The organism is Pseudorhodobacter turbinis, assembly GCF_005234135.1.
Classification (GTDB): Bacteria; Pseudomonadota; Alphaproteobacteria; order Rhodobacterales; family Rhodobacteraceae; genus Pseudorhodobacter; species Pseudorhodobacter turbinis.
In genome coordinates this window covers 1,148,548-1,170,695 of the sequence record NZ_CP039964.1, presented here as the reverse complement: position 1 = coordinate 1,170,695, position 22,148 = coordinate 1,148,548, and the positions used below count along the sequence as shown (strand labels likewise).

The window sequence follows — 22,148 nt, the reverse complement described above, 5'->3', positions numbered from 1 at the left end:
AAGGATTGAGACATGAACCAGGAACTTTCGACTAACCCGTTCAACCCGGTAGCCCCGGTCAAGACGTTTGACGAGATCAAGGTCTCTCTGGCCTCGCCAGAGCGGATCTTGTCGTGGTCTTACGGTGAGATCAAGAAACCGGAAACCATCAACTACCGTACGTTCAAGCCAGAGCGTGACGGCTTGTTCTGCGCGCGTATCTTTGGCCCGATCAAAGATTACGAATGCCTGTGCGGCAAATATAAGCGCATGAAATATCGCGGCGTTGTCTGCGAGAAATGCGGTGTGGAAGTTACGCTGCAAAAGGTCCGCCGTGAGCGGATGGGCCATATCGAATTGGCAGCACCCGTTGCCCACATCTGGTTCCTCAAGTCGTTGCCATCGCGCATCGGGTTGATGCTGGATACAACGCTGCGCGATCTTGAGCGCATCTTGTATTTCGAAAACTATGTGGTGATCGAGCCCGGCTTGACCGACCTTACCTATGGTCAGTTGATGTCCGAGGAAGAGTATCTTGACGCGCAAGATCTTTACGGTGCCGACGCCTTTACCGCCAATATCGGTGCCGAGGCCATCCGCGAGATGCTGGCCGCGATCGACTTGGAAGCGACGGCTGAACAGCTGCGCGAAGAGTTGAAAGAAGCCACTGGCGAATTGAAGCCGAAAAAGATCATCAAGCGTTTGAAGATTGTGGAATCTTTCCTCGAGTCGGGCAACCGTCCCGAATGGATGATCTTGACCGTTCTGCCGGTGATCCCGCCAGAGCTGCGCCCGCTGGTGCCGCTGGATGGTGGCCGCTTTGCGACCTCCGACCTTAACGATCTGTATCGTCGGGTTATCAACCGGAACAACCGCCTCAAGCGTCTGATCGAGCTGCGTGCGCCCGATATCATTGTGCGTAACGAAAAGCGGATGTTGCAGGAATCGGTCGATGCGCTGTTTGACAACGGTCGTCGCGGTCGTGTGATCACGGGCACCAACAAGCGCCCACTGAAATCGCTTTCGGACATGCTGAAGGGTAAGCAGGGTCGCTTCCGTCAGAACCTTTTGGGGAAACGCGTCGACTTCTCGGGGCGTTCGGTCATTGTGACCGGCCCGGAATTGAAGCTGCATCAATGCGGCTTGCCGAAAAAGATGGCCTTGGAGCTGTTCAAGCCGTTCATCTATTCGCGTCTTGAGGCGAAGGGTCTTTCCTCGACCGTCAAGCAGGCGAAGAAGCTGGTCGAAAAAGAGCGTCCCGAAGTTTGGGATATTCTGGATGAGGTGATCCGCGAGCATCCGGTTCTGTTGAACCGCGCGCCAACCTTGCACCGTTTGGGCATCCAGGCGTTTGAACCGATCCTGATCGAAGGTAAGGCTATTCAGCTGCACCCGCTGGTTTGTTCTGCCTTTAACGCTGACTTTGACGGTGACCAGATGGCGGTCCACGTGCCGCTGTCGCTAGAAGCGCAGCTTGAAGCCCGCGTTCTGATGATGTCGACGAACAACGTGCTTTCGCCTGCAAACGGTGCGCCAATTATCGTGCCATCGCAGGATATGATCTTGGGTCTGTACTATACGACCATGGAACGTAAGGGCATGATTGGCGAAGGCATGGCCTTTGCTGACGTCACCGAGGTAGAGCACGCGTTGCAAGCGGGTGCTGTCCACTTGCACACCAGCATCAAGGCCCGGATCAAACAGATCGACAACGAGGGCAATGAGATTTGGAAGCGGTATGAGACCACGCCGGGCCGTTTGCGCCTTGGTGCGATGCTGCCGCTGAATGCCAAAGCGCCGTTTGATCTGGTTAACCGTTTGCTGCGGAAGAAGGACGTCCAGAACGTTATTGATACGGTTTACCGTTATTGCGGGCAGAAAGAGTCCGTGATCTTCTGTGACCAGATCATGACCATGGGCTTCCGCGAGGCGTTCAAGGCCGGTATTTCGTTTGGTAAAGACGACATGCTGATCCCTGACACCAAGTGGCCCATCGTGAACGAAGTCCGCGATCAGGTTAAAGAATTCGAACAGCAATATATGGACGGTCTGATCACTCAGGGCGAGAAATATAACAAAGTTGTCGATGCTTGGTCGAAATGTTCGGACAAGGTTGCTGCTGAGATGATGGCCGAGATCTCGGCTGTTCGCTACACCGACGAAGGTGTGGAGCAGGAGCCGAACTCGGTCTATATGATGTCGCACTCCGGTGCGCGTGGTTCGCCTGCTCAGATGAAGCAGCTGGGCGGGATGCGCGGCTTGATGGCCAAGCCAAACGGCGAAATCATCGAGACGCCGATCATCTCGAACTTTAAAGAAGGTCTGACCGTGTTGGAGTACTTTAACTCCACCCACGGTGCCCGTAAGGGTCTTGCGGATACGGCTTTGAAGACTGCGAACTCGGGCTATCTGACACGTCGTTTGGTGGATGTTGCCCAAGATTGCATCATCCGGGCGCATGATTGTGGCACCGAAAACAGCATCACCGCTTCGGCTGCCGTGAATGACGGGGAGGTTGTTTCCTCCTTGGCAGAACGCTTGCTGGGTCGTGTGGCCGCCGAGGATATCCTCGTTCCCGGTCAGGATGAGGTGATCGTGGCCCGTGGAGAGTTGATCGACGAACGTACTGCTGATCTGATTGATCAGGCAAGCGTTGCCTCGGCACGTATCCGCAGCCCGCTGACCTGCGAAGCCGAAGAGGGCGTTTGCGCCCAGTGCTATGGCCGTGACTTGGCCCGTGGTACTTTGGTGAACCAAGGCGAAGCTGTCGGCATCATCGCCGCACAGTCGATCGGTGAGCCCGGCACACAGCTGACGATGCGGACGTTCCACATCGGCGGTATTGCGCAGGGTGGCCAGCAGTCGTTCTTGGAAGCTTCCCAGGAAGGCAAGGTGGAATTCCGCAATGCCAACCTGTTGGAAAACGTCAATGGCGAGCAGGTTGTCATGGGTCGTGCGATGCAGATCGCGATCATCGACGAGGCCGGCCAAGAGCGGGCAGCGCATAAGGTGTCTTACGGCGCCAAAGTGCACGTCAAGGATGGCCAGATGGTCAAACGTGGCGCCAAACTGTTCGAATGGGACCCCTACACCCTGCCGATCATCGCTGAAAAAGCCGGTGTCGCGCGGTTTGTGGATCTGATCTCGGGCATCTCGGTCCGTGAGGATACCGATGATGCAACAGGCATGACACAGAAAATTGTGTCTGACTGGCGGTCGGCGCCGAAGGGCAACGAACTTAAGCCTGAAGTTATCATCATGGATGAAGCCGGTGAGCCTGTGCGCAACGATGCGGGCAATCCGATTTCCTATCCGATGTCGGTTGATGCGGTTCTGTCGGTCGATGATGGTCAAGACATCAAGCCCGGTGACGTTGTTGCCCGTATTCCGCGCGAAGGCGCCAAGACCAAGGACATCACCGGGGGTCTTCCTCGTGTGGCAGAATTGTTCGAGGCCCGTCGTCCGAAAGATAACGCGATCATCGCGGAATCTGATGGTTATGTGCGGTTCGGCAAGGACTATAAGAACAAGCGCCGCATCACGCTGGAGCCACTGGACGACAGCTTGCAGCCGTTGGAATACATGGTGCCGAAGGGCAAGCACATTCCTGTTCAGGAAGGTGACTTTGTCCAGAAGGGCGATTACATCATGGACGGCAACCCCGCCCCGCACGACATCTTGCGGATTCTTGGCGTGGAAGCTTTGGCCAACTACATGATTGACGAAGTGCAGGACGTGTATCGTTTGCAAGGCGTTAAGATCAACGACAAGCATATCGAGGTGATCGTTCGCCAGATGCTGCAAAAGTTCGAGGTTCTTGACTCGGGCCAGACCACGCTTCTGAAAGGCGAAAACGTCGATAAGACGGAGTTGGATGAAGCCAACGCCAAGGCGCATAAGCTGGGTGTTCGCCCTGCTATTGCAGAGCCGATCTTGTTGGGGATCACCAAGGCGTCCTTGCAGACGCGCAGCTTTATCTCGGCTGCGTCCTTCCAGGAAACCACGCGGGTTCTGACCGAGGCTTCGGTACAGGGCAAGCGCGACAAACTTGTCGGCCTGAAGGAAAACGTCATCGTGGGTCGTTTGATCCCGGCAGGGACGGGCGGTGCAACCAGCCGCGTGAAGCGCATCGCCGCTGAGCGTGACCAGAAGGTTGTCGATGTCCGTCGTGACGAGGCCGAGCAGGCAGCCGCACTGGCCGCGCCCGAAGTTGTTGTGGCCGAACCGGTCGTAAACAGCGAAGAGTAAGCTTTTCAAGCTTGAAAATATGGCCCCCCGCAGGAAGCTGCGGGGGGCCTTTTTTATGATGGCAGCAAGTGGTGCAACCATCGGATGTGACACCGGCCCAGTGTTGACATCTTCCGCGACTCCCCCTACAAGCCGCATCACCTGAAGTGTGCGAAGGCATGTCCGATGGTCTCAAAGACTGAAGTGGTCAAGATCCGGGCCGACGATTGCCCCGATCCTCTGTAATTCCACCGCACCGTCGCCCGAAAGGGATGGCGACTGCGGTTTTGGTGTTTTGTGAAGGCACAAGATGCCGTCGAGAAGCAGTGTACCGGAACGACGAACCGGTGCGAGTATTGACAGATGCAACACGAGGAACGTGAATGCCAACGATCCAACAGCTAATCCGCAAGCCGCGCGAACCGCGCGTAAAGCGGTCCAAGTCTATGCACTTGGAATCCTGCCCTCAAAAACGTGGCGTTTGTACGCGCGTTTACACAACCACCCCGAAAAAGCCTAACTCGGCTATGCGGAAAGTCGCAAAAGTGCGTCTGACCAACAGCTTTGAAGTTATTTGCTACATTCCAGGTGAAAAGCACAACCTTCAGGAACACTCCGTTGTCCTGATCCGCGGCGGTCGTATCAAAGACCTTCCGGGTGTCCGTTACCACATCCTGCGCGGTGTGTTGGATACCCAAGGTGTTAAAGATCGTCGTCAACGTCGTTCGAAATACGGCGCAAAGCGGCCGAAGTGAGGGGATAAGATATGTCACGTCGTCACGCCGCTGAAAAACGCGAGATTCTACCCGACGCCAAATATGGCGATAAGGTTCTGACAAAGTTCATGAACAACCTGATGATCGACGGCAAGAAATCTGTCGCCGAATCCATCGTCTATAACGCGCTGAGCCGCGTTGAAGAGCGCCTGAAGCGCGCCCCGATCGAGTGCTTCCACGAAGCGCTGGAAAACGTGAAGCCATCCGTCGAAGTACGGTCGCGCCGCGTTGGTGGTGCTACCTATCAGGTGCCTGTTGACGTGCGCGTTGAGCGCCGCGAAGCTTTGGCCATCCGCTGGCTGATCATCGCTGCCCGCAAGCGCAACGAAAACACCATGGAAGAGCGCCTTGCAGCCGAGCTTTCGGATGCGGTGAACAACCGTGGTACCGCCGTTAAAAAGCGGGAAGACACTCACAAGATGGCCGACGCAAACAAAGCGTTTAGCCATTATCGTTGGTAAGGGGATCCTGAATGGCTCGCGATTTTTCAATCGACCACTACCGCAATATCGGGATCATGGCGCATATCGACGCGGGTAAAACCACGACGACCGAGCGTATCTTGTTCTATACCGGCAAAAACCACAAAATGGGTGAGACGCATGATGGCGCCTCGACCATGGACTGGATGGAGCAAGAGCAAGAGCGCGGCATCACAATTACCTCCGCTGCGACCACAACTTCGTGGCAGCGTCAGGAAGATCCGACCACTGATGGCACTAATGAAACGAAATACCGTTTCAACATCATCGACACCCCCGGCCACGTTGACTTCACAATCGAAGTTGAGCGTTCGTTGGCGGTTCTGGATGGTGCGATTTGCTTGCTTGATGCCAACGCTGGTGTAGAGCCGCAGACCGAAACTGTTTGGCGTCAGGCTGACCGCTACAAGGTTCCGCGTATCGTTTTTGTCAACAAGATGGACAAAGTCGGCGCTGACTTCTTTAACTGCGTTAAGATGATCAAAGACCGCACCGGTGCGACCCCGTTGCCAATCGCTTTGCCGATTGGTGCCGAGGACAAACTGGAAGGCATCATCGATCTGTTGAAGATGGAAGAATGGGTCTGGAACGGCGAAGACGTTGGCGCTTCCTGGTCCCGTGGTCCTATCCGTGACGAGCTCAAGGAAGTTGCAGCCGAATGGCGCATGAACCTACTTGAAATCGCTGTGGAGCAGGACGACGCTGCAATGGAAGCGTATCTGGAAGGCAACGAGCCTGACGATGCGACCCTGCGCGCGCTGATCCGTAAAGGTACTCTGGCGCTGGACTTCGTTCCGGTAACTGCTGGTTCGGCGTTCAAAAACAAAGGCGTTCAGCCATTGTTGAATGCGGTCATCGACTTCCTGCCTTCACCGCTCGACGTGCCTGCCTATATGGGCTTTAAGGCCGGTGACGAAACGGAAACACGTGACCAGCCACGCTCGGCAGATGACGGCATGCCTTTCTCGGCTCTGGCATTCAAAATCATGAATGACCCCTTTGTTGGCTCGCTCACATTTACCCGGATCTATTCGGGCATTGTGAAAAAAGGCGACCAAATGGTCAACACTACGAAAGGCCGCAAAGAGCGCGTCGGTCGTATGATGATGATGCACTCGATCAACCGTGAAGAGATCGAAGAAGCCTATGCGGGCGACATCATCGCTTTGGCCGGTCTGAAAGAGACGACGACTGGTGATACCCTGTCCGACCCGAACAATCAGGTCGTTCTGGAAACCATGACCTTCCCCGAGCCGGTTATCGAAATCGCGATCGAACCGAAGACCAAGGCTGACCAGGAAAAAATGGGTATCGCGTTGGCGCGTTTGGCTGCCGAAGATCCATCCTTCCGTGTGGAAACCGATTTTGAGTCGGGCCAGACGATCATGAAGGGCATGGGCGAACTTCACCTCGACATCTTGGTTGACCGTATGAAGCGGGAATTCAAGGTTGAGGCGAATATCGGTGCGCCGCAGGTGGCTTATCGTGAAACCATCTCTCGTGAAGCTGAGATCGATTACACGCACAAGAAGCAGTCCGGTGGTACCGGTCAGTTCGCGCGTATCAAGATGATCATCATGCCAACCGAGCCTGGTGAAGGTTACTCGTTTGAGTCCAAGATCGTTGGTGGGTCTATTCCTAAAGAATATATCCCTGGCGTTGAAAAGGGCATCAAGTCGGTTATGGACTCCGGTCCATTGGCAGGCTTCCCGGTTATTGACTTCAAGATTGCACTGATCGACGGTGCTTTCCATGACGTTGACTCCTCGGTTCTGGCTTTTGAAATCGCGGCACGTGCCGGGATGCGCGAAGGCTTGAAAAAAGCGGGTGCCAAGCTGTTGGAACCGATCATGAAGGTCGAAGTTGTAACGCCGGAAGAATATACCGGCGGCGTCATCGGCGACCTTACCTCGCGTCGGGGTATGGTTACGGGGCAAGACAGCCGCGGCAACGCCAACGTGATCGCATCGATGGTGCCTTTGGCCAACATGTTCGGCTACATCAACACGTTGCGCTCGATGACTTCGGGTCGTGCTGTGTTCTCGATGACCTTTGACCACTACGATACGGTTCCACAGGCCATCTCGGACGAGATCCAGAAGAAATACGCTTAACCGGTGTGGCGGGGATTACCCCGCCCTACCACCCCGTAGGGTTGGGGCTTGTCCCCACCACAACCGAAATGACAGGAGGCCATAATGGCAAAGGCAAAGTTTGAACGTAACAAACCGCACGTAAACATCGGCACGATTGGTCACGTTGACCACGGCAAGACGACGTTGACGGCAGCGATCACGAAATATTTTGGCGATTTCAAAGCCTATGATCAGATCGACGGCGCGCCCGAAGAGAAGGCTCGTGGGATCACGATCTCGACCGCGCACGTTGAGTATGAATCCGAGGCACGCCACTACGCCCACGTTGACTGCCCCGGCCACGCTGACTATGTGAAAAACATGATCACCGGTGCTGCGCAGATGGATGGCGCGATTTTGGTTGTGAACGCAGCTGACGGCCCTATGCCGCAGACACGTGAGCACATCTTGCTTGGCCGTCAGGTTGGCATCCCTTACATGGTTGTCTACATGAACAAGGTTGACCAGGTTGACGACGAAGAGCTGCTGGAACTGGTGGAAATGGAAATCCGCGAGCTTCTGTCTTCGTATGACTACCCCGGCGACGATATCCCGATCATCCGTGGGTCTGCTCTGCACGCCATGAACGGCACGCGTCCTGAAATCGGCGAAGAGTCGATCAAGGCACTGATGGCCGCTGTGGATGAGTATATCCCAACTCCTGCACGTGCTGTTGACCAGCCGTTCTTGATGCCTGTCGAGGACGTGTTCTCGATCTCTGGTCGTGGGACTGTTGCAACGGGCCGTATTGAGCGTGGCATCGTGAAAGTCGGCGAAGAGATTGAAATCGTTGGTATTCGTGACACGAAGAAGACGGTTTGTACCGGCGTTGAAATGTTCCGCAAGTTGCTGGATCAAGGCGAAGCCGGCGATAACGTTGGTCTCTTGCTGCGCGGTGTTGACCGTGAGGGCATCGAGCGTGGTCAGGTTCTGTGTAAGCCTGGTTCGGTCAAGCCACACACGAAGTTTGAGGCTGAGGCCTACATTCTGACGAAAGAAGAAGGCGGTCGTCACACACCGTTCTTCGCGAACTACCGTCCACAGTTTTACTTCCGTACCACGGACGTAACCGGGACTGTGTTCCTGCCGGAAGGCACTGAAATGGTTATGCCGGGCGACAACTTGAAGTTCGAAGTCGAACTGATCGCCCCAATCGCCATGGAAGAAAAACTGCGCTTCGCCATCCGTGAAGGCGGCCGTACCGTCGGCGCTGGCGTCGTTTCGAAAATTATCGCTTAATTCTGGCAGAGGGATCCGGCCCGCAGGTGCAAACCTACGGGCCGGGTTTCCCGCCAAGCCTAAAGGGCAACAAACTATGTCAAGTCAAACGATCCGTATCAGGCTGCGTGCCTTCGATTACCGGGTGTTGGATGCGTCCACACAGGAAATCGTAAACACAGCGAAGCGTACTGGCGCCACCGTGCGCGGTCCGATTCCACTGCCCAACAAGATTGAGAAATTCACGGTTCTTCGTGGTCCGCACATCGACAAGAAGTCGCGCGACCAGTGGGAAATCCGTACGCACAAGCGTCTTCTCGATATCGTCGATCCAACACCCCAGACCGTGGACGCGCTTATGAAGCTCGACCTCGCTGCCGGTGTTGACGTCGAAATCAAAGTATAAGGGGGCATCAGATTATGCGCTCTGGCGTTATTGCAAAGAAGCTGGGCATGACCCGGCTGTTCCTCGAAGACGGCAAACAGATCCCTGTAACCGTTCTTCAACTCGACAACCTGCAGGTTGTGGCACAGCGTACGGCTGATCGCGACGGTTATACCGCCGTTCAGTTGGGTGCTGGTTTGGCCAAAGCCAAGCGGACCACTGCTGCGATGCGCGGCCATTTTGCGAAGGCGAACGTTCAGCCCAAGCGCAAGATTGCCGAATTCCGCGTCACAGCGGATTGCATGATTGATGTTGGTGAAGAGATCACTGCTGACCATTACTTTGAAGGTCAGTATGTGGACGTCGCCGGTACATCCATCGGTAAAGGTTTCCAGGGTGCGATGAAGCGTCACAACTTTGGGGGCCTTCGGGCTACTCACGGTGTGTCGATCAGCCACCGTTCGCACGGCTCCACGGGCCAGTGTCAGGATCCGGGCAAGGTCTTCAAAGGTAAGAAGATGGCTGGTCATATGGGTGCTGCCCGTATCACCACGCAGAACCTGCAAGTGATGAAAACCGACAGCGAGCGCGGTTTGATCATGGTCAAAGGCGCTGTACCCGGCTCCAAAGGTGGTTGGGTTACGGTCAAGGATGCGGTCAAGAAAGCCGTGCCTGAGAACGTGATTTTGCCGGCAGCTTTGCGGTCGGCTGGTGAAGCTGCCAAGAAAGCAGCGGAAGCAGCGGCAAATGAAGCAGCGGAAGAAGAAGCAGTCCGCGCGGCAGCTTTGGCAGCAGAAGCGGCAGCAGCCGAAGATGCAGCGGAAGCCGCAGCAACGGATGCTCCGGCTGATGGAGGCGATAAAAATGAAGGCTGATGTCATCAAGCTGGACGGCGGCAAAGCCGGTTCCATCGATCTGAATGAAGCACTGTTTGGCCTTGAGCCACGCGCCGACATCCTGCACCGTGTGGTGCGCTGGCAGCGGGCACGTGCCCAAGCTGGCACACACTCCACGCTGGGTCGTTCGGACGTAAGCTACTCGACCAAGAAGATCTATCGCCAAAAAGGCACTGGTGGCGCTCGTCACGGTGACAAAGGCGCGCCGATCTTCCGTCACGGTGGTGTCTACAAGGGTCCAACCCCGCGTAGCCACGCACATGAGCTTCCAAAGAAGTTCCGTGCGCTTGGTCTGCGTCACGCGCTGTCGGCTAAGGCCAAAGCGGGTGAGCTGATCATTCTGGACGCGGCGACGATGGCCGATGCCAAGACCTCTTCCCTTGCCAAAATGGCGAAGGAACTGGGTTGGAAGCGCGTGCTGATCATCGACGGTGCCGAAGTTGACGGTAACTTTGCCCTTGCGGCGCGTAACATCGATTCTATCGATGTGCTGCCAAGCATGGGTGCGAACGTCTATGATATCCTGAAGCGGGATCAGTTGGTGATCACCAAAGCAGGGATCGAAGCACTGGAGGCTCGTTTGAAATGAGCGTGAAAGCAAACCATTACGATGTGATCCGCAAGCCGATCATCACCGAAAAGGCAACCTTGGCTTCTGAAGCCAATGCCGTTGTTTTTCAGGTGGCGATGGATGCAACCAAGCCGATGATCAAAGAAGCTGTTGAGGCTGTCTTTGGCGTAAAGGTGAAGGCCGTGAATACGACCATCACCAAAGGTAAGGTCAAGCGGTTCAAAGGACGCCCCGGCGTTCGTTCCGACAAGAAAAAAGCCTATGTGACCCTCGAAGAGGGAAATACTATCGACGTCTCTACCGGGCTTTGATAGAAGGCAACGAATCTCACGGCCCCGGGACTTCTCGGGGCCGTGGGTTTTTTCGCGATGCAGGGATTTGGCAACCGATGCCTACCCTGTAAAGACCCCCGGGGATCTACGGAGCCCTATAACCTCGGCCACACGTTGTGGCCCTCTAGCTGACGGAAGACAGAGAGCATGGCACTCAAGTCGTACAAACCGACGACGCCTGGCCAACGCGGGTTGGTTCTGATCGACCGTTCGGAGCTGTGGAAAGGCCGCCCGGTCAAAGCCCTAACTCAGGGTTTGACCAAGACAGGTGGCCGGAACAACACCGGACGTATTACGATGTGGCACAAGGGCGGTGGGGCAAAGCGCCTTTACCGTATCGTGGATTTCAAGCGCACCAAGCACGACATGGCTGCGGTGGTTGAGCGGATCGAATATGACCCCAACCGCACGGCTTTCATCGCCTTGGTGAAATATGAGGATGGTACACTTAACTACATCCTCGCACCGCAGCGTCTTGCTGTTGGTGATAGCATCGTCGCTGGTGCGAAAACGGACGTTAAGCCTGGTAATGCGATGCCGTTCTCCGGCATGCCTATCGGTACGATTGTCCATAACGTCGAAATGAAGCCGGGCAAAGGCGGGCAGATTGCTCGTGCTGCTGGCACCTACGCACAGTTCGTAGGTCGTGACGGTGGTTACGCGCAGATCCGTTTGTCCTCGGGCGAATTGCGGATGGTGCGTCAGGAATGCATGGCCACCGTTGGTGCCGTGTCGAACGCTGACCACTCGAACCAGAACTTCGGTAAAGCGGGCCGTATGCGTCACAAGGGCGTTCGCCCAACCGTTCGCGGTGTGGCAATGAACCCGATCGATCACCCTCATGGCGGCGGCGAAGGCCGTACATCTGGCGGTCGTCACCCGGTTACACCATGGGGCAAGGGCACCAAGGGCAACCGTACCCGTTCGAACCGGACCACCGACAAGTATATTGTGCGGTCGCGTCACGCCAAGAAGAAGGGCCGTTAATCCATGGCACGTTCAATCTGGAAAGGCCCTTTCGTTGATGGCTACGTCCTGAAAAAGGCCGAAAAGTCGCGCGAAGGTGGCAAAAACGAAGTGATCAAGATCTGGTCGCGTCGTTCTACCATTCTGCCGCAGTTCGTCGGTCTGACGTTCGGCGTTTATAATGGCAAAAAGCACGTTCCTGTTAACGTGAGTGAAGAAATGATCGGCCAGAAGTTTGGTGAGTATTCGCCGACACGGACCTATTATGGTCACGCCGCCGATAAAAAAGCTAAGAGGAAATAAGTCATGGGCAAGGCAAAAAATGCGCGCCGCGTGGCCGACAACGAAGCAATGGCAGTTGCCAAAATGCTTCGTACCTCGCCGCAAAAGCTTAACCTCGTCGCCGGTCTGATCCGCGGTAAGAAAGTTGATAAGGCTATGGCCGACCTCACTTTCTCCAAAAAGCGTATCGCGCAGGACGTTAAGAAATGCTTGCAGTCGGCTATTGCCAACGCAGAAAACAACCACGGTCTTGACGTGGATGAGTTGATCGTTGCGGAAGCCTATTGCGGCAAGAATCTGACGTTGAAGCGTGGCCGTCCGCGGGCACGTGGCCGTTTCGGCAAGATCATGAAGCCGTTCAGCCAGCTGACGATTTTGGTACGTCAAAAAGGGGAGTCCGCATAATGGGTCAGAAGGTCAATCCGATCGGTATGCGCCTCCAGGTTAACCGTACCTGGGACAGCCGTTGGTTCGCGGAGTCGAAAGACTATGGCGACCTGCTGCTCGAAGATTTGCGCATGCGCGAATTCATCCACAAGGATTGCGTCCAGGCGGGCGTGTCCAAAGTCATCATCGAGCGTCCGCACAAAAAGTGCCGTGTGACCATTCACACTGCGCGTCCGGGCGTCATCATCGGCAAAAAAGGCGCTGACATCGAAACGCTTCGCAAGAAGCTGACAGCGTTTACCGACTCCGAACTGCACCTCAACATCGTTGAGATCCGCAAGCCGGAGATGGATGCCAAGCTGGTAGCAGAATCGATTGCACAGCAAATGGAGCGTCGGGTTTCTTTCCGTCGTGCCATGAAGCGTGGCGTTCAGAACGCGATGCGCATGGGAGCCTTGGGCATCCGTGTGAACGTGGCTGGCCGTTTGGGTGGTGCTGAAATCGCGCGTACCGAATGGTACCGTGAAGGCCGCGTTCCTTTGCACACATTGCGTGCTGATATCGACTATGCACACCATGAAGCGCTGACTGCCTATGGCATCATCGGCGTGAAAGTGTGGATCTTTAAGGGCGAAATCCTTGAGCATGATCCGCAGGCACATGATCGTCGTCACGCCGAGGCACAGGAAGGCGCTGTTCCGCGTCAACCGCGCCGCGAACGCACGTAAGGGAGCAAAGAGATGCTGCAACCTAAACGGACCAAGTTCCGCAAACAGTTCAAAGGCAAGATCAGTGGCGAGGCCAAAGGCGGCTTTTTGCTGAACTTCGGCACTTACGGGCTGAAAGCGACCCAGCCGGAGCGTGTTACAGCGCGCCAGATCGAAGCTGCACGTCGTGCCATCACCCGCCACATGAAGCGTCAAGGGCGTGTCTGGATCCGGATTTTTCCAGATGTTCCAGTTTCATCCAAGCCGACCGAAGTGCGGATGGGTAAAGGTAAAGGCTCTGTCGATTATTGGGCAGCCAAGGTTAAACCTGGTCGCGTGATGTTTGAAATCGACGGTGTTTCCGAAGTGATCGCCCGTGAGGCGCTTCGCCTTGGCTCGATGAAACTTCCAGTTCAAACGCGTGTTGTTGAGCGCGAAGACTGGTAAATTCGTGCGGGGAATTCCCAACCGATACTTGATACTGAAAGACCCCGCCATGATTGGCGGGGTCTTTTCGATTTGAACCGAGGCGTCTTGGGGCGGTTGGAAGGGTTAGATTCTGGCGCGGCGCAATCTCCCCTTGCTCTATTCGGTGTAGGGCCGTATACGAACCCATCTGCCGATTCCGAGGCTCTCGGATTCGGCAGTTTATCATTGTCTCCATCGGGATCAGGGTAACCCTCACGGGCCCTCCGGTGATGTGAAGAAGGAAAAGGGTATATGGCCGCAAAAGCCACCGCGAAAACCAAGAAGGACGCTGCAAAATCCGCAGTTTCTGAATTGATCGCAAAAACGCCTGACCAGCTGCGCGATCAGTTGGTTGCGTTGAAAAAAGAAGCGTTCAATTTGCGCTTCCAGCAGGCGACTGGCCAGCTTGAGAATACCGCGCGTATGCGCAATGTCCGCCGCGATGTTGCCCGTATCATGACGGTTTTGAACCAAAAGGCGGCTGAAGCCGCCATCGCGAATTAAGGAGCCTCGATTATGCCCAAACGCATCCTGCAAGGCACCGTAACTGGCGACCAGAACAACCAGACCATCACGGTATCGGTTGAGCGCCGCTTCAAGCACCCGCTTCTGCATAAGACTGTTCGTAAGTCCAAGAAGTACCGGGCGCATGACGCAAATAACCAATTCAAAATCGGTGACTCTGTTCGTATCGAAGAGTGCGCGCCAATTTCGAAATCGAAACGCTGGACGGTGGTACTGGACGCGTAAGCGACAGGTCATCTATAGCTATTTTACGAAACCCTGGGGGATGGGCCCCCAAAGGTCGGGAGAAACCAAATGATCCAGATGCAGACCAACCTGGATGTTGCTGACAATAGCGGCGCTCGTCGCGTTCAGTGCATTAAGGTTCTGGGCGGTTCGCACCGTCGGTATGCTTCGGTCGGCGACATTATTGTAGTGTCGGTGAAAGAAGCCATTCCGCGCGGTCGTGTTAAGAAAGGTGACGTGCGTAAAGCCGTCGTCGTTCGTACCGCCAAAGAAGTCCGTCGTGAAGACGGCACCGCAATCCGTTTTGACCGCAATGCTGCCGTCATCCTGAACAATCAGGGTGAGCCCGTTGGCACCCGTATTTTCGGGCCAGTGGTACGTGAGCTTCGCGCGAAAAACTTTATGAAGATTATCTCGCTGGCTCCGGAGGTGCTCTGATGGCTGCGAAACTTAAAAAAGGCGACAAGGTCGTCATTCTTACGGGCAAGGATAAGGGTAAAGAGGGCGAAATTTCCTCGGTTAACCCAACTGTCGGTAAGGCTGTTGTTGATGGCTTGAATTTGGCCATCCGTCACACCAAGCAAAGCCAGGGCAACCAGGGCGGCCGTATTTCCAAGGCTATGCCGATTGCGCTTTCCAACCTTGCGTTGGTTGATGCGAACGGCAAAGCAACGCGCGTTGGCTTTCGCATGGAAGACGACAAGAAGGTGCGTTTTGCCAAGACCACGGGGGATGCAATCTGATGTTGGATCAAGCAACTTATACCCCGCGCTTTAAGGGCATCTATGCGGATACGATCCGTGCTGCTCTCAAAGAAGAGTTCGGCTACAAGAACGACATGATGATCCCGCGTCTTGATAAGATCGTGATCAACATGGGCGTTGGCGAAGCTGTCAAGGACACCAAGAAAGTGAAAAAGGCCGCTGAAGAGCTTAGCCTGATCGCTGGTCAAAAAGCTGTTGTCACACATGCAAAGAAATCCATCGCTGGTTTCCGTGTGCGTGAAGAAATGCCGCTGGGCTGCAAGGTGACCTTGCGTGGCGACAAAATGTACGAATTCCTCGATCGTCTGATCACTATCGCTTTGCCGCGCGTGCGCGACTTCCGCGGTGTGAAGCCGACCTCGTTTGACGGTCGTGGCAACTATGCCATGGGTCTGAAAGAACAGCTCGTGTTCCCGGAAATCAACTTCGACAATGTCGACGAAGTTCTGGGTATGGACATCATCATCTGCACCACCGCGAATACCGACGCGGAAGCGAAGGCACTGTTGAAAAACTTCAACATGCCCTTCACGGCGTAAGCGGGAGGAAGAGAGATATGGCTAAAAAATCCATGGTAAACCGCGAAGTAAAGCGCGCAAAACTGGTCGCACGTGATGCAGCCAAACGCGCAGCACTTAAAGAGGTTATCAATAATCAAGAGCTGCCGATGGAAGATCGCTTTAAGGCGACTTTGAAATTGGCATCGCTTCCTCGTAACGGTTCGGCTGTGCGTCTGCACAACCGTTGCCAGTTGACGGGTCGTCCGCATGCGTATTACCGCAAGCTTAAACTTTCGCGCATCATGCTGCGTGATTTGGCCTCCTTTGGTCAGATCCCCGGCATGGTCAAATCCAGCTGGTAAGGAGGTCGCACGATGATGATGAACGATCCTCTCGGCGATATGCTGACACGCATCCGCAATGCGCAGATGCGAGGCAAATCGACCGTTAAAACGCCAGCTTCCAAGCTGCGCGCATGGGTGCTGGATGTGTTGGCCAATGAAGGCTACATCCGGGGTTATGAGAAAGCCGAGACCGCTGACGGTCAGGGCGAGATCATGATCAGCCTCAAGTATTTTGAAGGCACACCTGTCATTCGCGAACTTAAGCGCGTCTCCAAGCCGGGTCGCCGGGTCTATATGGGTTCGAAGGGTGTTCCTTCGGTTCGTAATGGCCTCGGTGTCTCAATCGTCTCCACGTCGAAGGGCGTCATGTCCGATGCAGCAGCACGATCCGCCAACGTTGGCGGCGAAGTGCTCTGCACCGTGTTCTGAGGAGGGCAAGATGTCTCGTATTGGCAAGAAACCGCTCGAGCTGCCCAAGGGCGTTACCGCGTCCCTGTCCGGCCAGACGATCGAAGTAAAAGGGCCGAAAGGCACTCGTACTTTCGGCGCTACCGACGATGTGACGATCGCGATCGAAGACAATGTTGTGACGGTTACTCCGCGCGGCATGTCCAAGCGCGCCCGCTCGCAATGGGGTATGACGCGTAAGCAAATTGAAAACCTTGTAACTGGTGTTACAGTGGGTTTCAAAAAGGAGTTGGAAATTCAGGGCGTTGGTTACCGTGCCTCTATGGCTGGTAATGTTCTGAAACTGTCACTTGGCTACAGCCATGACGTGAACTTTGACGTTCCGGCTGGCGTAACTGTGACGGCTCCGAAGCAAACCGAAATCATTGTGGAAGGCATTGACCAACAAGTTGTTGGCCAAGTTGCTGCGAACATCCGTGAATGGCGTAAGCCCGAGCCTTATAAAGGCAAAGGTATCCGCTATAAGGGTGAATTCGTGTTCCGCAAAGAAGGCAAGAAGAAGTAAGGGGCGTAAAAATGGCGAACACAAAACGACAGCTGTTCCTCAAGCGCCGCTTGCGCGTTCGGAACAAAATCAAGGCGATGGCGAATGGACGTGCGCGTCTTTCCGTTCATCGGTCCAGCAAGAATATCAGCGTACAGTTGATCGACGACGTAAACGGCGTTACTTTGGCCGCAGCTTCGACCCTCGAAAAGGATCTGGGCTGTTTGGGCAAGAACAACGTCGAAGCGGCGACGAAAATCGGTGCGGCGATTGCCGAGCGGGCTAAGAAGGCTGGGGTCGAAGAATGCTATTTCGACCGTGGTGGTTTCCTCTTTCACGGTAAGATCAAGGCTTTGGCCGACGCTGCCCGTGAAGGCGGCCTGAAGTTCTGAGGAGTAATCAGATGGCAAGAGAAGAAAACCGTCGGGACCGTCGCGATAGCCGCGAAGAAACCCCGGAATTCGCAGATCGTCTGGTTGCGATCAATCGTGTGTCTAAAACCGTTAAAGGTGGTAAGCGCTTTGGTTTCGCAGCCCTCGTGGTTGTGGGCGATCAGCGTGGCCGCGTAGGTTTTGGCAAGGGTAAAGCCAAAGAAGTGCCGGAAGCCATTCGTAAGGCAACCGAGCAGGCCAAGCGTCAGATGATTCGTGTGCCGTTGAAAGACAGCCGCACGCTTCATCACGACATGGAAGGCCGTCACGGCGCAGGTAAGGTGGTCATGCGGACTGCCGTTGCCGGTACCGGGATCATCGCTGGTGGTCCGATGCGTGCTGTTTTTGAAATGCTGGGCTTGCAGGACGTGGTGGCGAAATCCACCGGTTCGCAGAACCCGTATAACATGATCCGCGCAACCATCGACGGCTTGAAGCAAGAGTCGAGCCCACGTCAGGTCGCGCAGCGTCGCGGCAAGAAAGTGGCTGACATTCTTGGCAAGCACGATGCCCCTGCTGAAACTGTGGAGGCATAATGATGGCTGATAGCAAATCCGCTGGCAAAACCATCGTCGTAAAGCAGATCCGTTCTGCCGCACGTCGTCCGGCAATCCAGACAGCAACTTTGAAGGGCCTTGGCCTGAACAAGATGAACCGCACCCGTGAGCTGGAGGATACTCCTTCGGTGCGCGGTATGGTCAGCAAGATCTCGCATCTTGTTGAGATCATCGAAGAGCGCGGCTGATTGGCCTCTGTGGATTTTTTTCCACACGATAATTCTTAAGAACGCCCTGCGGGAAACCGTGGGGCGTTTTTATGTGGGGTAGGGCGCAGCCATAGTTTGTGTTGGCCTGACGGGATAGTTGTGCTTGAAACCTTAGCGAGCACGGCCTATACGCCTTCAGTGGCCTGTTCGGCCCGAAAGAATCAAGAAACGCCGTGTTTGGCCACTCCCGTCGCTGGGGGTCACATCCGGCAAAAGGAGAAGCGACATGAAACTGAATCAACTTTCCGACAATGCCGGTGCGGCCAAGAAGCAAAAACGTGTTGCGCGTGGCCCCGGCTCGGGCAAAGGTAAAATGGGTGGCCGTGGTATCAAGGGCCAGAAATCACGTTCGGGCGTGGCAATCGGTGGTTACGAAGGCGGGCAAATGCCGCTCTATCGTCGTCTGCCAAAGCGCGGCTTTACCAAGCCGAATGCAAAGCACTATGCCGTTGTGAACCTGGGCTTGATCCAGAAGTTCGTTGATGCGGGCAAGCTCGACATCAAAGCTGATATCACCGAAGATGCGATCATCGCTGCCGGTCTGACCAAAAACAAACTGGATGGTATCCGCGTTTTGGCCAAAGGCGAACTGAAAGCCAAGATCACGCTGATCGTAACGGGTGCCTCGGCTTCGGCGATCGAAGCAGTAGCAAAAGCGGGCGGAAGCCTCACTGTTACGGCACCTGCAGCGGTTGCAGCAGAATAAGAGGTTGTGAGCCGACGCAAGACGGCTTACATCTTCGGTTAAGTTTTCTCGCGCCGCCGACCGGAAAACGGTTTGGCGGCGCTTCCTTTAGTGCCTGCGGAGATAGTTAACCATGGCCTCAGCTGCGGAACAAATGGCGGCAAATCTTAGCTGGGGGGCGCTTGGAAAAGCGTCTGACCTGCGTCAACGCATCTTTTTCACCATCGGTTTGCTGATCGTGTACCGTATCGGGACCTATATCCCGGTGCCGGGCATTGATGGCACTGCGCTGCGTGATTTTATGGCCGATCTGACGACCGGTATTGGTGGCATGTTGAACATGTTTACCGGTGGTGCGATTTCCCGGATGGGTATTTTTGCGCTGGGGATCATGCCTTATATTTCGGCCTCGATCATCGTGCAGCTTCTGACGGCGATGGTGCCGCGACTGGAGCAGCTGAAGAAAGAGGGCCAACAGGGCCAGAAGAAGATCAACCAATACACGCGTTATGGCACGGTTTTGCTTGCGACGTTCCAAGCTTATGGAATCGCGGTTAGCCTGCAAAGCGGCAGCTTGGTGACTACGCCGGGTTGGTTCTTTATCGGTGCATGTGTGATCACCTTGGTCGGTGGTACGATGTTCCTGATGTGGCTGGGCGAACAGATCACTGCGCGCGGTATCGGTAACGGCATCTCACTGATCATCTTCGTCGGTATCGTGGCTGAGATCCCCGCTGCATTGGCGCAATTCTTTAGCCAAGGACGTTCGGGGGCATTGTCGCCTGCGATTATTATCGGGGTTTTGATTATGGTCGTGGCCGTGATCGCCTTTGTGGTGTTCATGGAGCGGGCCTTGCGCAAGATCCACATCCAATACCCGCGCCGTCAGGTGGGTATGAAGGTCTATGATGGCGGTTCAAGCCATCTGCCTGTCAAGGTGAACCCGGCTGGCGTTATTCCTGCGATCTTTGCCTCTTCATTGCTGTTGTTGCCTGCGACGATCTCGACGTTCTCGGGCACGCAAACAGGGCCGATTATGTCGACGATCTTGGCCTATTTCGGGCCGGGGCAGCCGCTGTATCTGGTTTTCTTTGTCGGCATGATCGTTTTCTTTGCCTATTTCTATACAGCCAATGTGGCGTTCAAGGTGGAAGACGTGGCCGAGAACCTCAAAAGCCAGAACGGTTTTGTTCCTGGTATTCGCCCCGGCAAGCGGACCGAGGAATATCTGGAATATGTGGTGAACCGCATTCTGGTTCTTGGTTCCGGTTATCTTGCCTTGGTCTGCCTGTTGCCCGAGATATTGCGTCACCAGTTGGGTATCCCCTTCTATTTTGGCGGGACTTCGGTGCTGATCGTGGTTTCGGTTACGATGGACACGATCAATCAGGTGCAATCGCATTTGTTGGCCCATCAGTACGAAGGGCTTATCGAGAAATCCAACTTGCGCGGGAAGAAGCGTGGCAAGTCGGCACCGGCCCGTCGCTAAGGAGGATATATGACGAATATCATTTTGTTGGGGCCTCCCGGTGCGGGTAAGGGCACGCAAGCAAAGCGTTTGGTTGATGCGCGCAACATGGTGCAGCTTTCAACGGGCGACATGCTGCGCGAAGCGAAGACCTCCGGTTCCGAGATGGGGCGCAAGGTTGCTGCCATCATGGAGCGGGGAGAGCTTGTTACCGATGAGGTCGTGATTGGCCTGATTCGTGAAAAGCTGTCTGGCGCCGCCGGTGGTGGGTTTATCTTTGATGGTTTTCCGCGGACCTTGGCGCAGGCCGATGCTTTGGGGGACCTCTTGGCTGAGGTTGGTCAAAATCTTGACGCGGTGATCGAGATGCAGGTGGACGATGCGGCTTTGGTAGCGCGGATCACGGGGCGCTATACTTGCGGCGCTTGTGGCTCGGTCTATCACGACCAGACACGTCCAGCAGCTGTGGAGGGTGTTTGCGATGATTGTGGCGCCTCGCAGATGGTACGCCGCGCAGATGACACCGAGGAAACGCTTCGGACCCGTTTGATGGAATACTACAAGAAAACCTCGCCTTTGCTTGGCTATTACTATGCTAAAGGCGCGTTGACTCCGGTAGACGGGCTGGCGGCGATGGATGAAGTTGCAGGCGCAATTGCTGCTGTTCTTGACAGTAAAAATTAATCCGGCTGCCCGGGCCTTGACGGGCCGGGCAAAACCCCATATTGCACGGCGTCCCCTAGGGGAATCGTTTTGCTCGGGATTCCGAAAATTTTAAACGAAGACATCAGGGACGGGTTCGCCGTTCTTGGGTTGTGAAAAAAGGTTCTGGTATGACGGAACCGCAACGAAAGGAAGCGCGCGTGGCTCGTATTGCTGGCGTAAACATTCCGACGGGGAAACGTGTCCCCATCGCATTGACATATATCACCGGGATCGGTTCCCAGAGCGCAGAGTTGATCTGCGAAGCTGTTGGTATTGACCGCACCCGTCGCGTGAACGAGCTTTCGGATGCCGAAGTGCTTGCGATCCGCGAACATATCGACGCTAACTTCACCGTTGAAGGTGACTTGCGTCGTGAGACCTCGATGAACATCAAGCGTCTGATGGACCTTGGTTGCTACCGTGGCTTGCGTCACCGTCGTAACCTGCCAGTTCGTGGTCAGCGGACCCATACCAACGCTCGTACCCGTAAAGGCCCTGCAAAGGCCATTGCTGGCAAGAAGAAATAAGGGGCGCTGAGATATGGCACGCGAAAAAACACGTATGAAGAAAAAGGAACGCAAAAACATCGCCGCTGGCGTTGCGCATGTGAATTCCTCGTTCAACAACACAAAAATCCTGATCTCCGACGTTCAGGGCAACGCAATTTCCTGGTCCTCTTCGGGCACCATGGGCTTTAAGGGGTCGCGTAAATCGACACCTTATGCCGCCCAGATGGCAGCCGAAGATGCAGCCCGCAAGGCGCAGGAACATGGCGTGAAGACGCTTGAAGTTGAAGTTCAAGGTCCAGGTTCGGGCCGCGAATCCGCGCTTCGCGCCTTGGCTGCTGCTGGCCTTAACATCACGTCGATCCGTGACGTGACGCCAATGGCACACAACGGCTGCCGCCCGCCAAAGCGTCGCCGCGTCTAAAAGATCTCTATTCGGCCGGGCTGGGTGCTTTATGCGCTCTGC

Annotated in this window: 30 protein-coding genes; all 30 read left to right on the top strand. The window is 55.2% G+C overall.

What is annotated here, in order from left to right; genetic code table 11:
• Window positions 1–12 precede the first annotated feature (12 nt).
• Complete coding sequence (gene rpoC / locus EOK75_RS05565; protein WP_137192972.1) at window positions 13–4,227, top strand: DNA-directed RNA polymerase subunit beta'; 4,215 nt, start codon at window positions 13–15, stop codon at window positions 4,225–4,227.
• Window positions 4,228–4,589: 362 nt separating this feature from the next.
• On the top strand, window positions 4,590–4,961 hold the full coding sequence (gene rpsL / locus EOK75_RS05560) for a 30S ribosomal protein S12 (protein ID WP_050526162.1): 372 nt from the start codon (window positions 4,590–4,592) through the stop codon (window positions 4,959–4,961).
• An 11-nt stretch (window positions 4,962–4,972) separates the two neighbouring features.
• Window positions 4,973–5,443 (top strand): 30S ribosomal protein S7, encoded by a 471-nt coding sequence (gene rpsG, locus EOK75_RS05555; protein ID WP_137192971.1) that lies wholly within the window; start codon window positions 4,973–4,975, stop codon window positions 5,441–5,443.
• Window positions 5,444–5,454: 11 nt separating this feature from the next.
• The gene (fusA, locus tag EOK75_RS05550; protein WP_137192970.1) at window positions 5,455–7,578 is read left to right on the top strand and encodes an elongation factor G; all 2,124 of its coding nucleotides are present in this window, start codon (window positions 5,455–5,457) and stop codon (window positions 7,576–7,578) included.
• 84 nt (window positions 7,579–7,662) lie between these two features.
• On the top strand, window positions 7,663–8,838 hold the full coding sequence (gene tuf, locus EOK75_RS05545; RefSeq protein WP_137192969.1) for an elongation factor Tu: 1,176 nt from the start codon (window positions 7,663–7,665) through the stop codon (window positions 8,836–8,838).
• A gap of 76 nt (window positions 8,839–8,914) precedes the next feature.
• On the top strand, window positions 8,915–9,223 hold the full coding sequence (gene rpsJ / locus EOK75_RS05540; protein ID WP_050525460.1) for a 30S ribosomal protein S10: 309 nt from the start codon (window positions 8,915–8,917) through the stop codon (window positions 9,221–9,223).
• Between the two features lie 11 nt (window positions 9,224–9,234).
• Entirely contained in the window at window positions 9,235–10,077 is an 843-nt protein-coding gene (gene rplC, locus EOK75_RS05535; RefSeq protein WP_137192968.1) for a 50S ribosomal protein L3, read from the top strand.
• Window positions 10,067–10,687 (top strand): 50S ribosomal protein L4, encoded by a 621-nt coding sequence (rplD, locus tag EOK75_RS05530; RefSeq protein ID WP_137192967.1) that lies wholly within the window; start codon window positions 10,067–10,069, stop codon window positions 10,685–10,687. The genes rplC and rplD overlap by 11 nt, the downstream gene beginning before the upstream one ends.
• The gene (locus tag EOK75_RS05525) at window positions 10,684–10,980 is read left to right on the top strand and encodes a 50S ribosomal protein L23 (RefSeq protein ID WP_137192966.1); all 297 of its coding nucleotides are present in this window, start codon (window positions 10,684–10,686) and stop codon (window positions 10,978–10,980) included. Before rplD ends, EOK75_RS05525 begins: the two co-directional genes overlap by 4 nt.
• A gap of 168 nt (window positions 10,981–11,148) precedes the next feature.
• On the top strand, window positions 11,149–11,988 hold the full coding sequence (rplB, locus tag EOK75_RS05520) for a 50S ribosomal protein L2 (RefSeq protein ID WP_050525457.1): 840 nt from the start codon (window positions 11,149–11,151) through the stop codon (window positions 11,986–11,988).
• 3 nt (window positions 11,989–11,991) lie between these two features.
• On the top strand, window positions 11,992–12,270 hold the full coding sequence (gene rpsS / locus EOK75_RS05515; RefSeq protein ID WP_050525456.1) for a 30S ribosomal protein S19: 279 nt from the start codon (window positions 11,992–11,994) through the stop codon (window positions 12,268–12,270).
• A gap of 3 nt (window positions 12,271–12,273) precedes the next feature.
• Window positions 12,274–12,654, top strand: a complete 381-nt coding sequence (gene rplV, locus EOK75_RS05510) for a 50S ribosomal protein L22 (protein WP_137192965.1) — start codon at window positions 12,274–12,276, stop codon at window positions 12,652–12,654.
• Window positions 12,654–13,364, top strand: a complete 711-nt coding sequence (rpsC, locus tag EOK75_RS05505; protein ID WP_137192964.1) for a 30S ribosomal protein S3 — start codon at window positions 12,654–12,656, stop codon at window positions 13,362–13,364. The genes rplV and rpsC overlap by 1 nt, the downstream gene beginning before the upstream one ends.
• Before the next feature lie 12 nt (window positions 13,365–13,376).
• The gene (rplP, locus tag EOK75_RS05500) at window positions 13,377–13,790 is read left to right on the top strand and encodes a 50S ribosomal protein L16 (RefSeq protein ID WP_137192963.1); all 414 of its coding nucleotides are present in this window, start codon (window positions 13,377–13,379) and stop codon (window positions 13,788–13,790) included.
• Window positions 13,791–14,063: 273 nt separating this feature from the next.
• Window positions 14,064–14,315: a 50S ribosomal protein L29 gene (gene rpmC / locus EOK75_RS05495; RefSeq protein ID WP_137192962.1), complete on the top strand. Its 252-nt coding sequence runs from the start codon at window positions 14,064–14,066 to the stop codon at window positions 14,313–14,315.
• A gap of 12 nt (window positions 14,316–14,327) precedes the next feature.
• Window positions 14,328–14,561 carry a 30S ribosomal protein S17 gene (rpsQ, locus tag EOK75_RS05490; RefSeq protein ID WP_137192961.1) on the top strand — a complete coding sequence of 78 codons (234 nt, stop codon included), beginning with the start codon at window positions 14,328–14,330 and terminating at the stop codon, window positions 14,559–14,561.
• A 69-nt stretch (window positions 14,562–14,630) separates the two neighbouring features.
• Window positions 14,631–14,999: a 50S ribosomal protein L14 gene (rplN, locus tag EOK75_RS05485; protein ID WP_022705624.1), complete on the top strand. Its 369-nt coding sequence runs from the start codon at window positions 14,631–14,633 to the stop codon at window positions 14,997–14,999.
• A complete protein-coding gene (gene rplX / locus EOK75_RS05480) occupies window positions 14,999–15,304 on the top strand; it encodes a 50S ribosomal protein L24 (protein ID WP_137192960.1) in 306 nt (101 codons plus the stop codon). Before rplN ends, rplX begins: the two co-directional genes overlap by 1 nt.
• Window positions 15,304–15,864 carry a 50S ribosomal protein L5 gene (rplE, locus tag EOK75_RS05475; RefSeq protein ID WP_137192959.1) on the top strand — a complete coding sequence of 187 codons (561 nt, stop codon included), beginning with the start codon at window positions 15,304–15,306 and terminating at the stop codon, window positions 15,862–15,864. The genes rplX and rplE overlap by 1 nt, the downstream gene beginning before the upstream one ends.
• A 17-nt stretch (window positions 15,865–15,881) precedes the next feature.
• Complete coding sequence (rpsN, locus tag EOK75_RS05470) at window positions 15,882–16,187, top strand: 30S ribosomal protein S14 (protein ID WP_137192958.1); 306 nt, start codon at window positions 15,882–15,884, stop codon at window positions 16,185–16,187.
• Window positions 16,188–16,199: 12 nt separating this feature from the next.
• Window positions 16,200–16,598, top strand: a complete 399-nt coding sequence (rpsH, locus tag EOK75_RS05465; RefSeq protein ID WP_137192957.1) for a 30S ribosomal protein S8 — start codon at window positions 16,200–16,202, stop codon at window positions 16,596–16,598.
• 10 nt (window positions 16,599–16,608) lie between these two features.
• On the top strand, window positions 16,609–17,142 hold the full coding sequence (gene rplF, locus EOK75_RS05460) for a 50S ribosomal protein L6 (protein ID WP_137192956.1): 534 nt from the start codon (window positions 16,609–16,611) through the stop codon (window positions 17,140–17,142).
• Between the two features lie 11 nt (window positions 17,143–17,153).
• Complete coding sequence (gene rplR, locus EOK75_RS05455) at window positions 17,154–17,513, top strand: 50S ribosomal protein L18 (protein ID WP_050525446.1); 360 nt, start codon at window positions 17,154–17,156, stop codon at window positions 17,511–17,513.
• An 11-nt stretch (window positions 17,514–17,524) separates the two neighbouring features.
• Window positions 17,525–18,088 (top strand): 30S ribosomal protein S5, encoded by a 564-nt coding sequence (gene rpsE / locus EOK75_RS05450; protein ID WP_137192955.1) that lies wholly within the window; start codon window positions 17,525–17,527, stop codon window positions 18,086–18,088.
• A gap of 2 nt (window positions 18,089–18,090) precedes the next feature.
• Complete coding sequence (gene rpmD, locus EOK75_RS05445) at window positions 18,091–18,297, top strand: 50S ribosomal protein L30 (RefSeq protein WP_137192954.1); 207 nt, start codon at window positions 18,091–18,093, stop codon at window positions 18,295–18,297.
• A gap of 247 nt (window positions 18,298–18,544) precedes the next feature.
• Window positions 18,545–19,024, top strand: a complete 480-nt coding sequence (rplO, locus tag EOK75_RS05440) for a 50S ribosomal protein L15 (protein ID WP_137192953.1) — start codon at window positions 18,545–18,547, stop codon at window positions 19,022–19,024.
• Window positions 19,025–19,136: 112 nt separating this feature from the next.
• Window positions 19,137–20,492: a preprotein translocase subunit SecY gene (gene secY, locus EOK75_RS05435; RefSeq protein ID WP_137192952.1), complete on the top strand. Its 1,356-nt coding sequence runs from the start codon at window positions 19,137–19,139 to the stop codon at window positions 20,490–20,492.
• Between the two features lie 9 nt (window positions 20,493–20,501).
• Window positions 20,502–21,155: an adenylate kinase gene (locus tag EOK75_RS05430; RefSeq protein WP_137192951.1), complete on the top strand. Its 654-nt coding sequence runs from the start codon at window positions 20,502–20,504 to the stop codon at window positions 21,153–21,155.
• A 179-nt stretch (window positions 21,156–21,334) separates the two neighbouring features.
• A complete protein-coding gene (gene rpsM / locus EOK75_RS05425; RefSeq protein ID WP_050525466.1) occupies window positions 21,335–21,703 on the top strand; it encodes a 30S ribosomal protein S13 in 369 nt (122 codons plus the stop codon).
• 13 nt (window positions 21,704–21,716) lie between these two features.
• Window positions 21,717–22,106 (top strand): 30S ribosomal protein S11, encoded by a 390-nt coding sequence (gene rpsK, locus EOK75_RS05420; RefSeq protein ID WP_137192950.1) that lies wholly within the window; start codon window positions 21,717–21,719, stop codon window positions 22,104–22,106.
• Window positions 22,107–22,148: the final 42 nt, after the last annotated feature.

Excerpts from the sequence above, each read along its gene's own strand:
- rpoC (WP_137192972.1), top strand. The coding sequence starts at position 13 with ATGAACCAGGAACTTTCGACTAACCCGTTCAACCCGGTAGCCCCGGTC.
- rpsL (WP_050526162.1), top strand. The coding sequence starts at position 4,590 with ATGCCAACGATCCAACAGCTAATCCGCAAGCCGCGCGAACCGCGCGTA.
- rpsG (WP_137192971.1), top strand. The coding sequence starts at position 4,973 with ATGTCACGTCGTCACGCCGCTGAAAAACGCGAGATTCTACCCGACGCC.
- fusA (WP_137192970.1), top strand. The coding sequence starts at position 5,455 with ATGGCTCGCGATTTTTCAATCGACCACTACCGCAATATCGGGATCATG.
- tuf (WP_137192969.1), top strand. The coding sequence starts at position 7,663 with ATGGCAAAGGCAAAGTTTGAACGTAACAAACCGCACGTAAACATCGGC.
- rpsJ (WP_050525460.1), top strand. The coding sequence starts at position 8,915 with ATGTCAAGTCAAACGATCCGTATCAGGCTGCGTGCCTTCGATTACCGG.
- rplD (WP_137192967.1), top strand. The coding sequence starts at position 10,067 with ATGAAGGCTGATGTCATCAAGCTGGACGGCGGCAAAGCCGGTTCCATC.
- EOK75_RS05525 (WP_137192966.1), top strand. The coding sequence starts at position 10,684 with ATGAGCGTGAAAGCAAACCATTACGATGTGATCCGCAAGCCGATCATC.
- rplB (WP_050525457.1), top strand. The coding sequence starts at position 11,149 with ATGGCACTCAAGTCGTACAAACCGACGACGCCTGGCCAACGCGGGTTG.
- rpsS (WP_050525456.1), top strand. The coding sequence starts at position 11,992 with ATGGCACGTTCAATCTGGAAAGGCCCTTTCGTTGATGGCTACGTCCTG.
- rplV (WP_137192965.1), top strand. The coding sequence starts at position 12,274 with ATGGGCAAGGCAAAAAATGCGCGCCGCGTGGCCGACAACGAAGCAATG.
- rpsC (WP_137192964.1), top strand. The coding sequence starts at position 12,654 with ATGGGTCAGAAGGTCAATCCGATCGGTATGCGCCTCCAGGTTAACCGT.
- rplP (WP_137192963.1), top strand. The coding sequence starts at position 13,377 with ATGCTGCAACCTAAACGGACCAAGTTCCGCAAACAGTTCAAAGGCAAG.
- rpmC (WP_137192962.1), top strand. The coding sequence starts at position 14,064 with ATGGCCGCAAAAGCCACCGCGAAAACCAAGAAGGACGCTGCAAAATCC.
- rpsQ (WP_137192961.1), top strand. The coding sequence starts at position 14,328 with ATGCCCAAACGCATCCTGCAAGGCACCGTAACTGGCGACCAGAACAAC.
- rplN (WP_022705624.1), top strand. The coding sequence starts at position 14,631 with ATGATCCAGATGCAGACCAACCTGGATGTTGCTGACAATAGCGGCGCT.
- rplX (WP_137192960.1), top strand. The coding sequence starts at position 14,999 with ATGGCTGCGAAACTTAAAAAAGGCGACAAGGTCGTCATTCTTACGGGC.
- rplE (WP_137192959.1), top strand. The coding sequence starts at position 15,304 with ATGTTGGATCAAGCAACTTATACCCCGCGCTTTAAGGGCATCTATGCG.
- rpsN (WP_137192958.1), top strand. The coding sequence starts at position 15,882 with ATGGCTAAAAAATCCATGGTAAACCGCGAAGTAAAGCGCGCAAAACTG.
- rpsH (WP_137192957.1), top strand. The coding sequence starts at position 16,200 with ATGATGATGAACGATCCTCTCGGCGATATGCTGACACGCATCCGCAAT.
- rplF (WP_137192956.1), top strand. The coding sequence starts at position 16,609 with ATGTCTCGTATTGGCAAGAAACCGCTCGAGCTGCCCAAGGGCGTTACC.
- rplR (WP_050525446.1), top strand. The coding sequence starts at position 17,154 with ATGGCGAACACAAAACGACAGCTGTTCCTCAAGCGCCGCTTGCGCGTT.
- rpsE (WP_137192955.1), top strand. The coding sequence starts at position 17,525 with ATGGCAAGAGAAGAAAACCGTCGGGACCGTCGCGATAGCCGCGAAGAA.
- rpmD (WP_137192954.1), top strand. The coding sequence starts at position 18,091 with ATGGCTGATAGCAAATCCGCTGGCAAAACCATCGTCGTAAAGCAGATC.
- rplO (WP_137192953.1), top strand. The coding sequence starts at position 18,545 with ATGAAACTGAATCAACTTTCCGACAATGCCGGTGCGGCCAAGAAGCAA.
- secY (WP_137192952.1), top strand. The coding sequence starts at position 19,137 with ATGGCCTCAGCTGCGGAACAAATGGCGGCAAATCTTAGCTGGGGGGCG.
- EOK75_RS05430 (WP_137192951.1), top strand. The coding sequence starts at position 20,502 with ATGACGAATATCATTTTGTTGGGGCCTCCCGGTGCGGGTAAGGGCACG.
- rpsK (WP_137192950.1), top strand. The coding sequence starts at position 21,717 with ATGGCACGCGAAAAAACACGTATGAAGAAAAAGGAACGCAAAAACATC.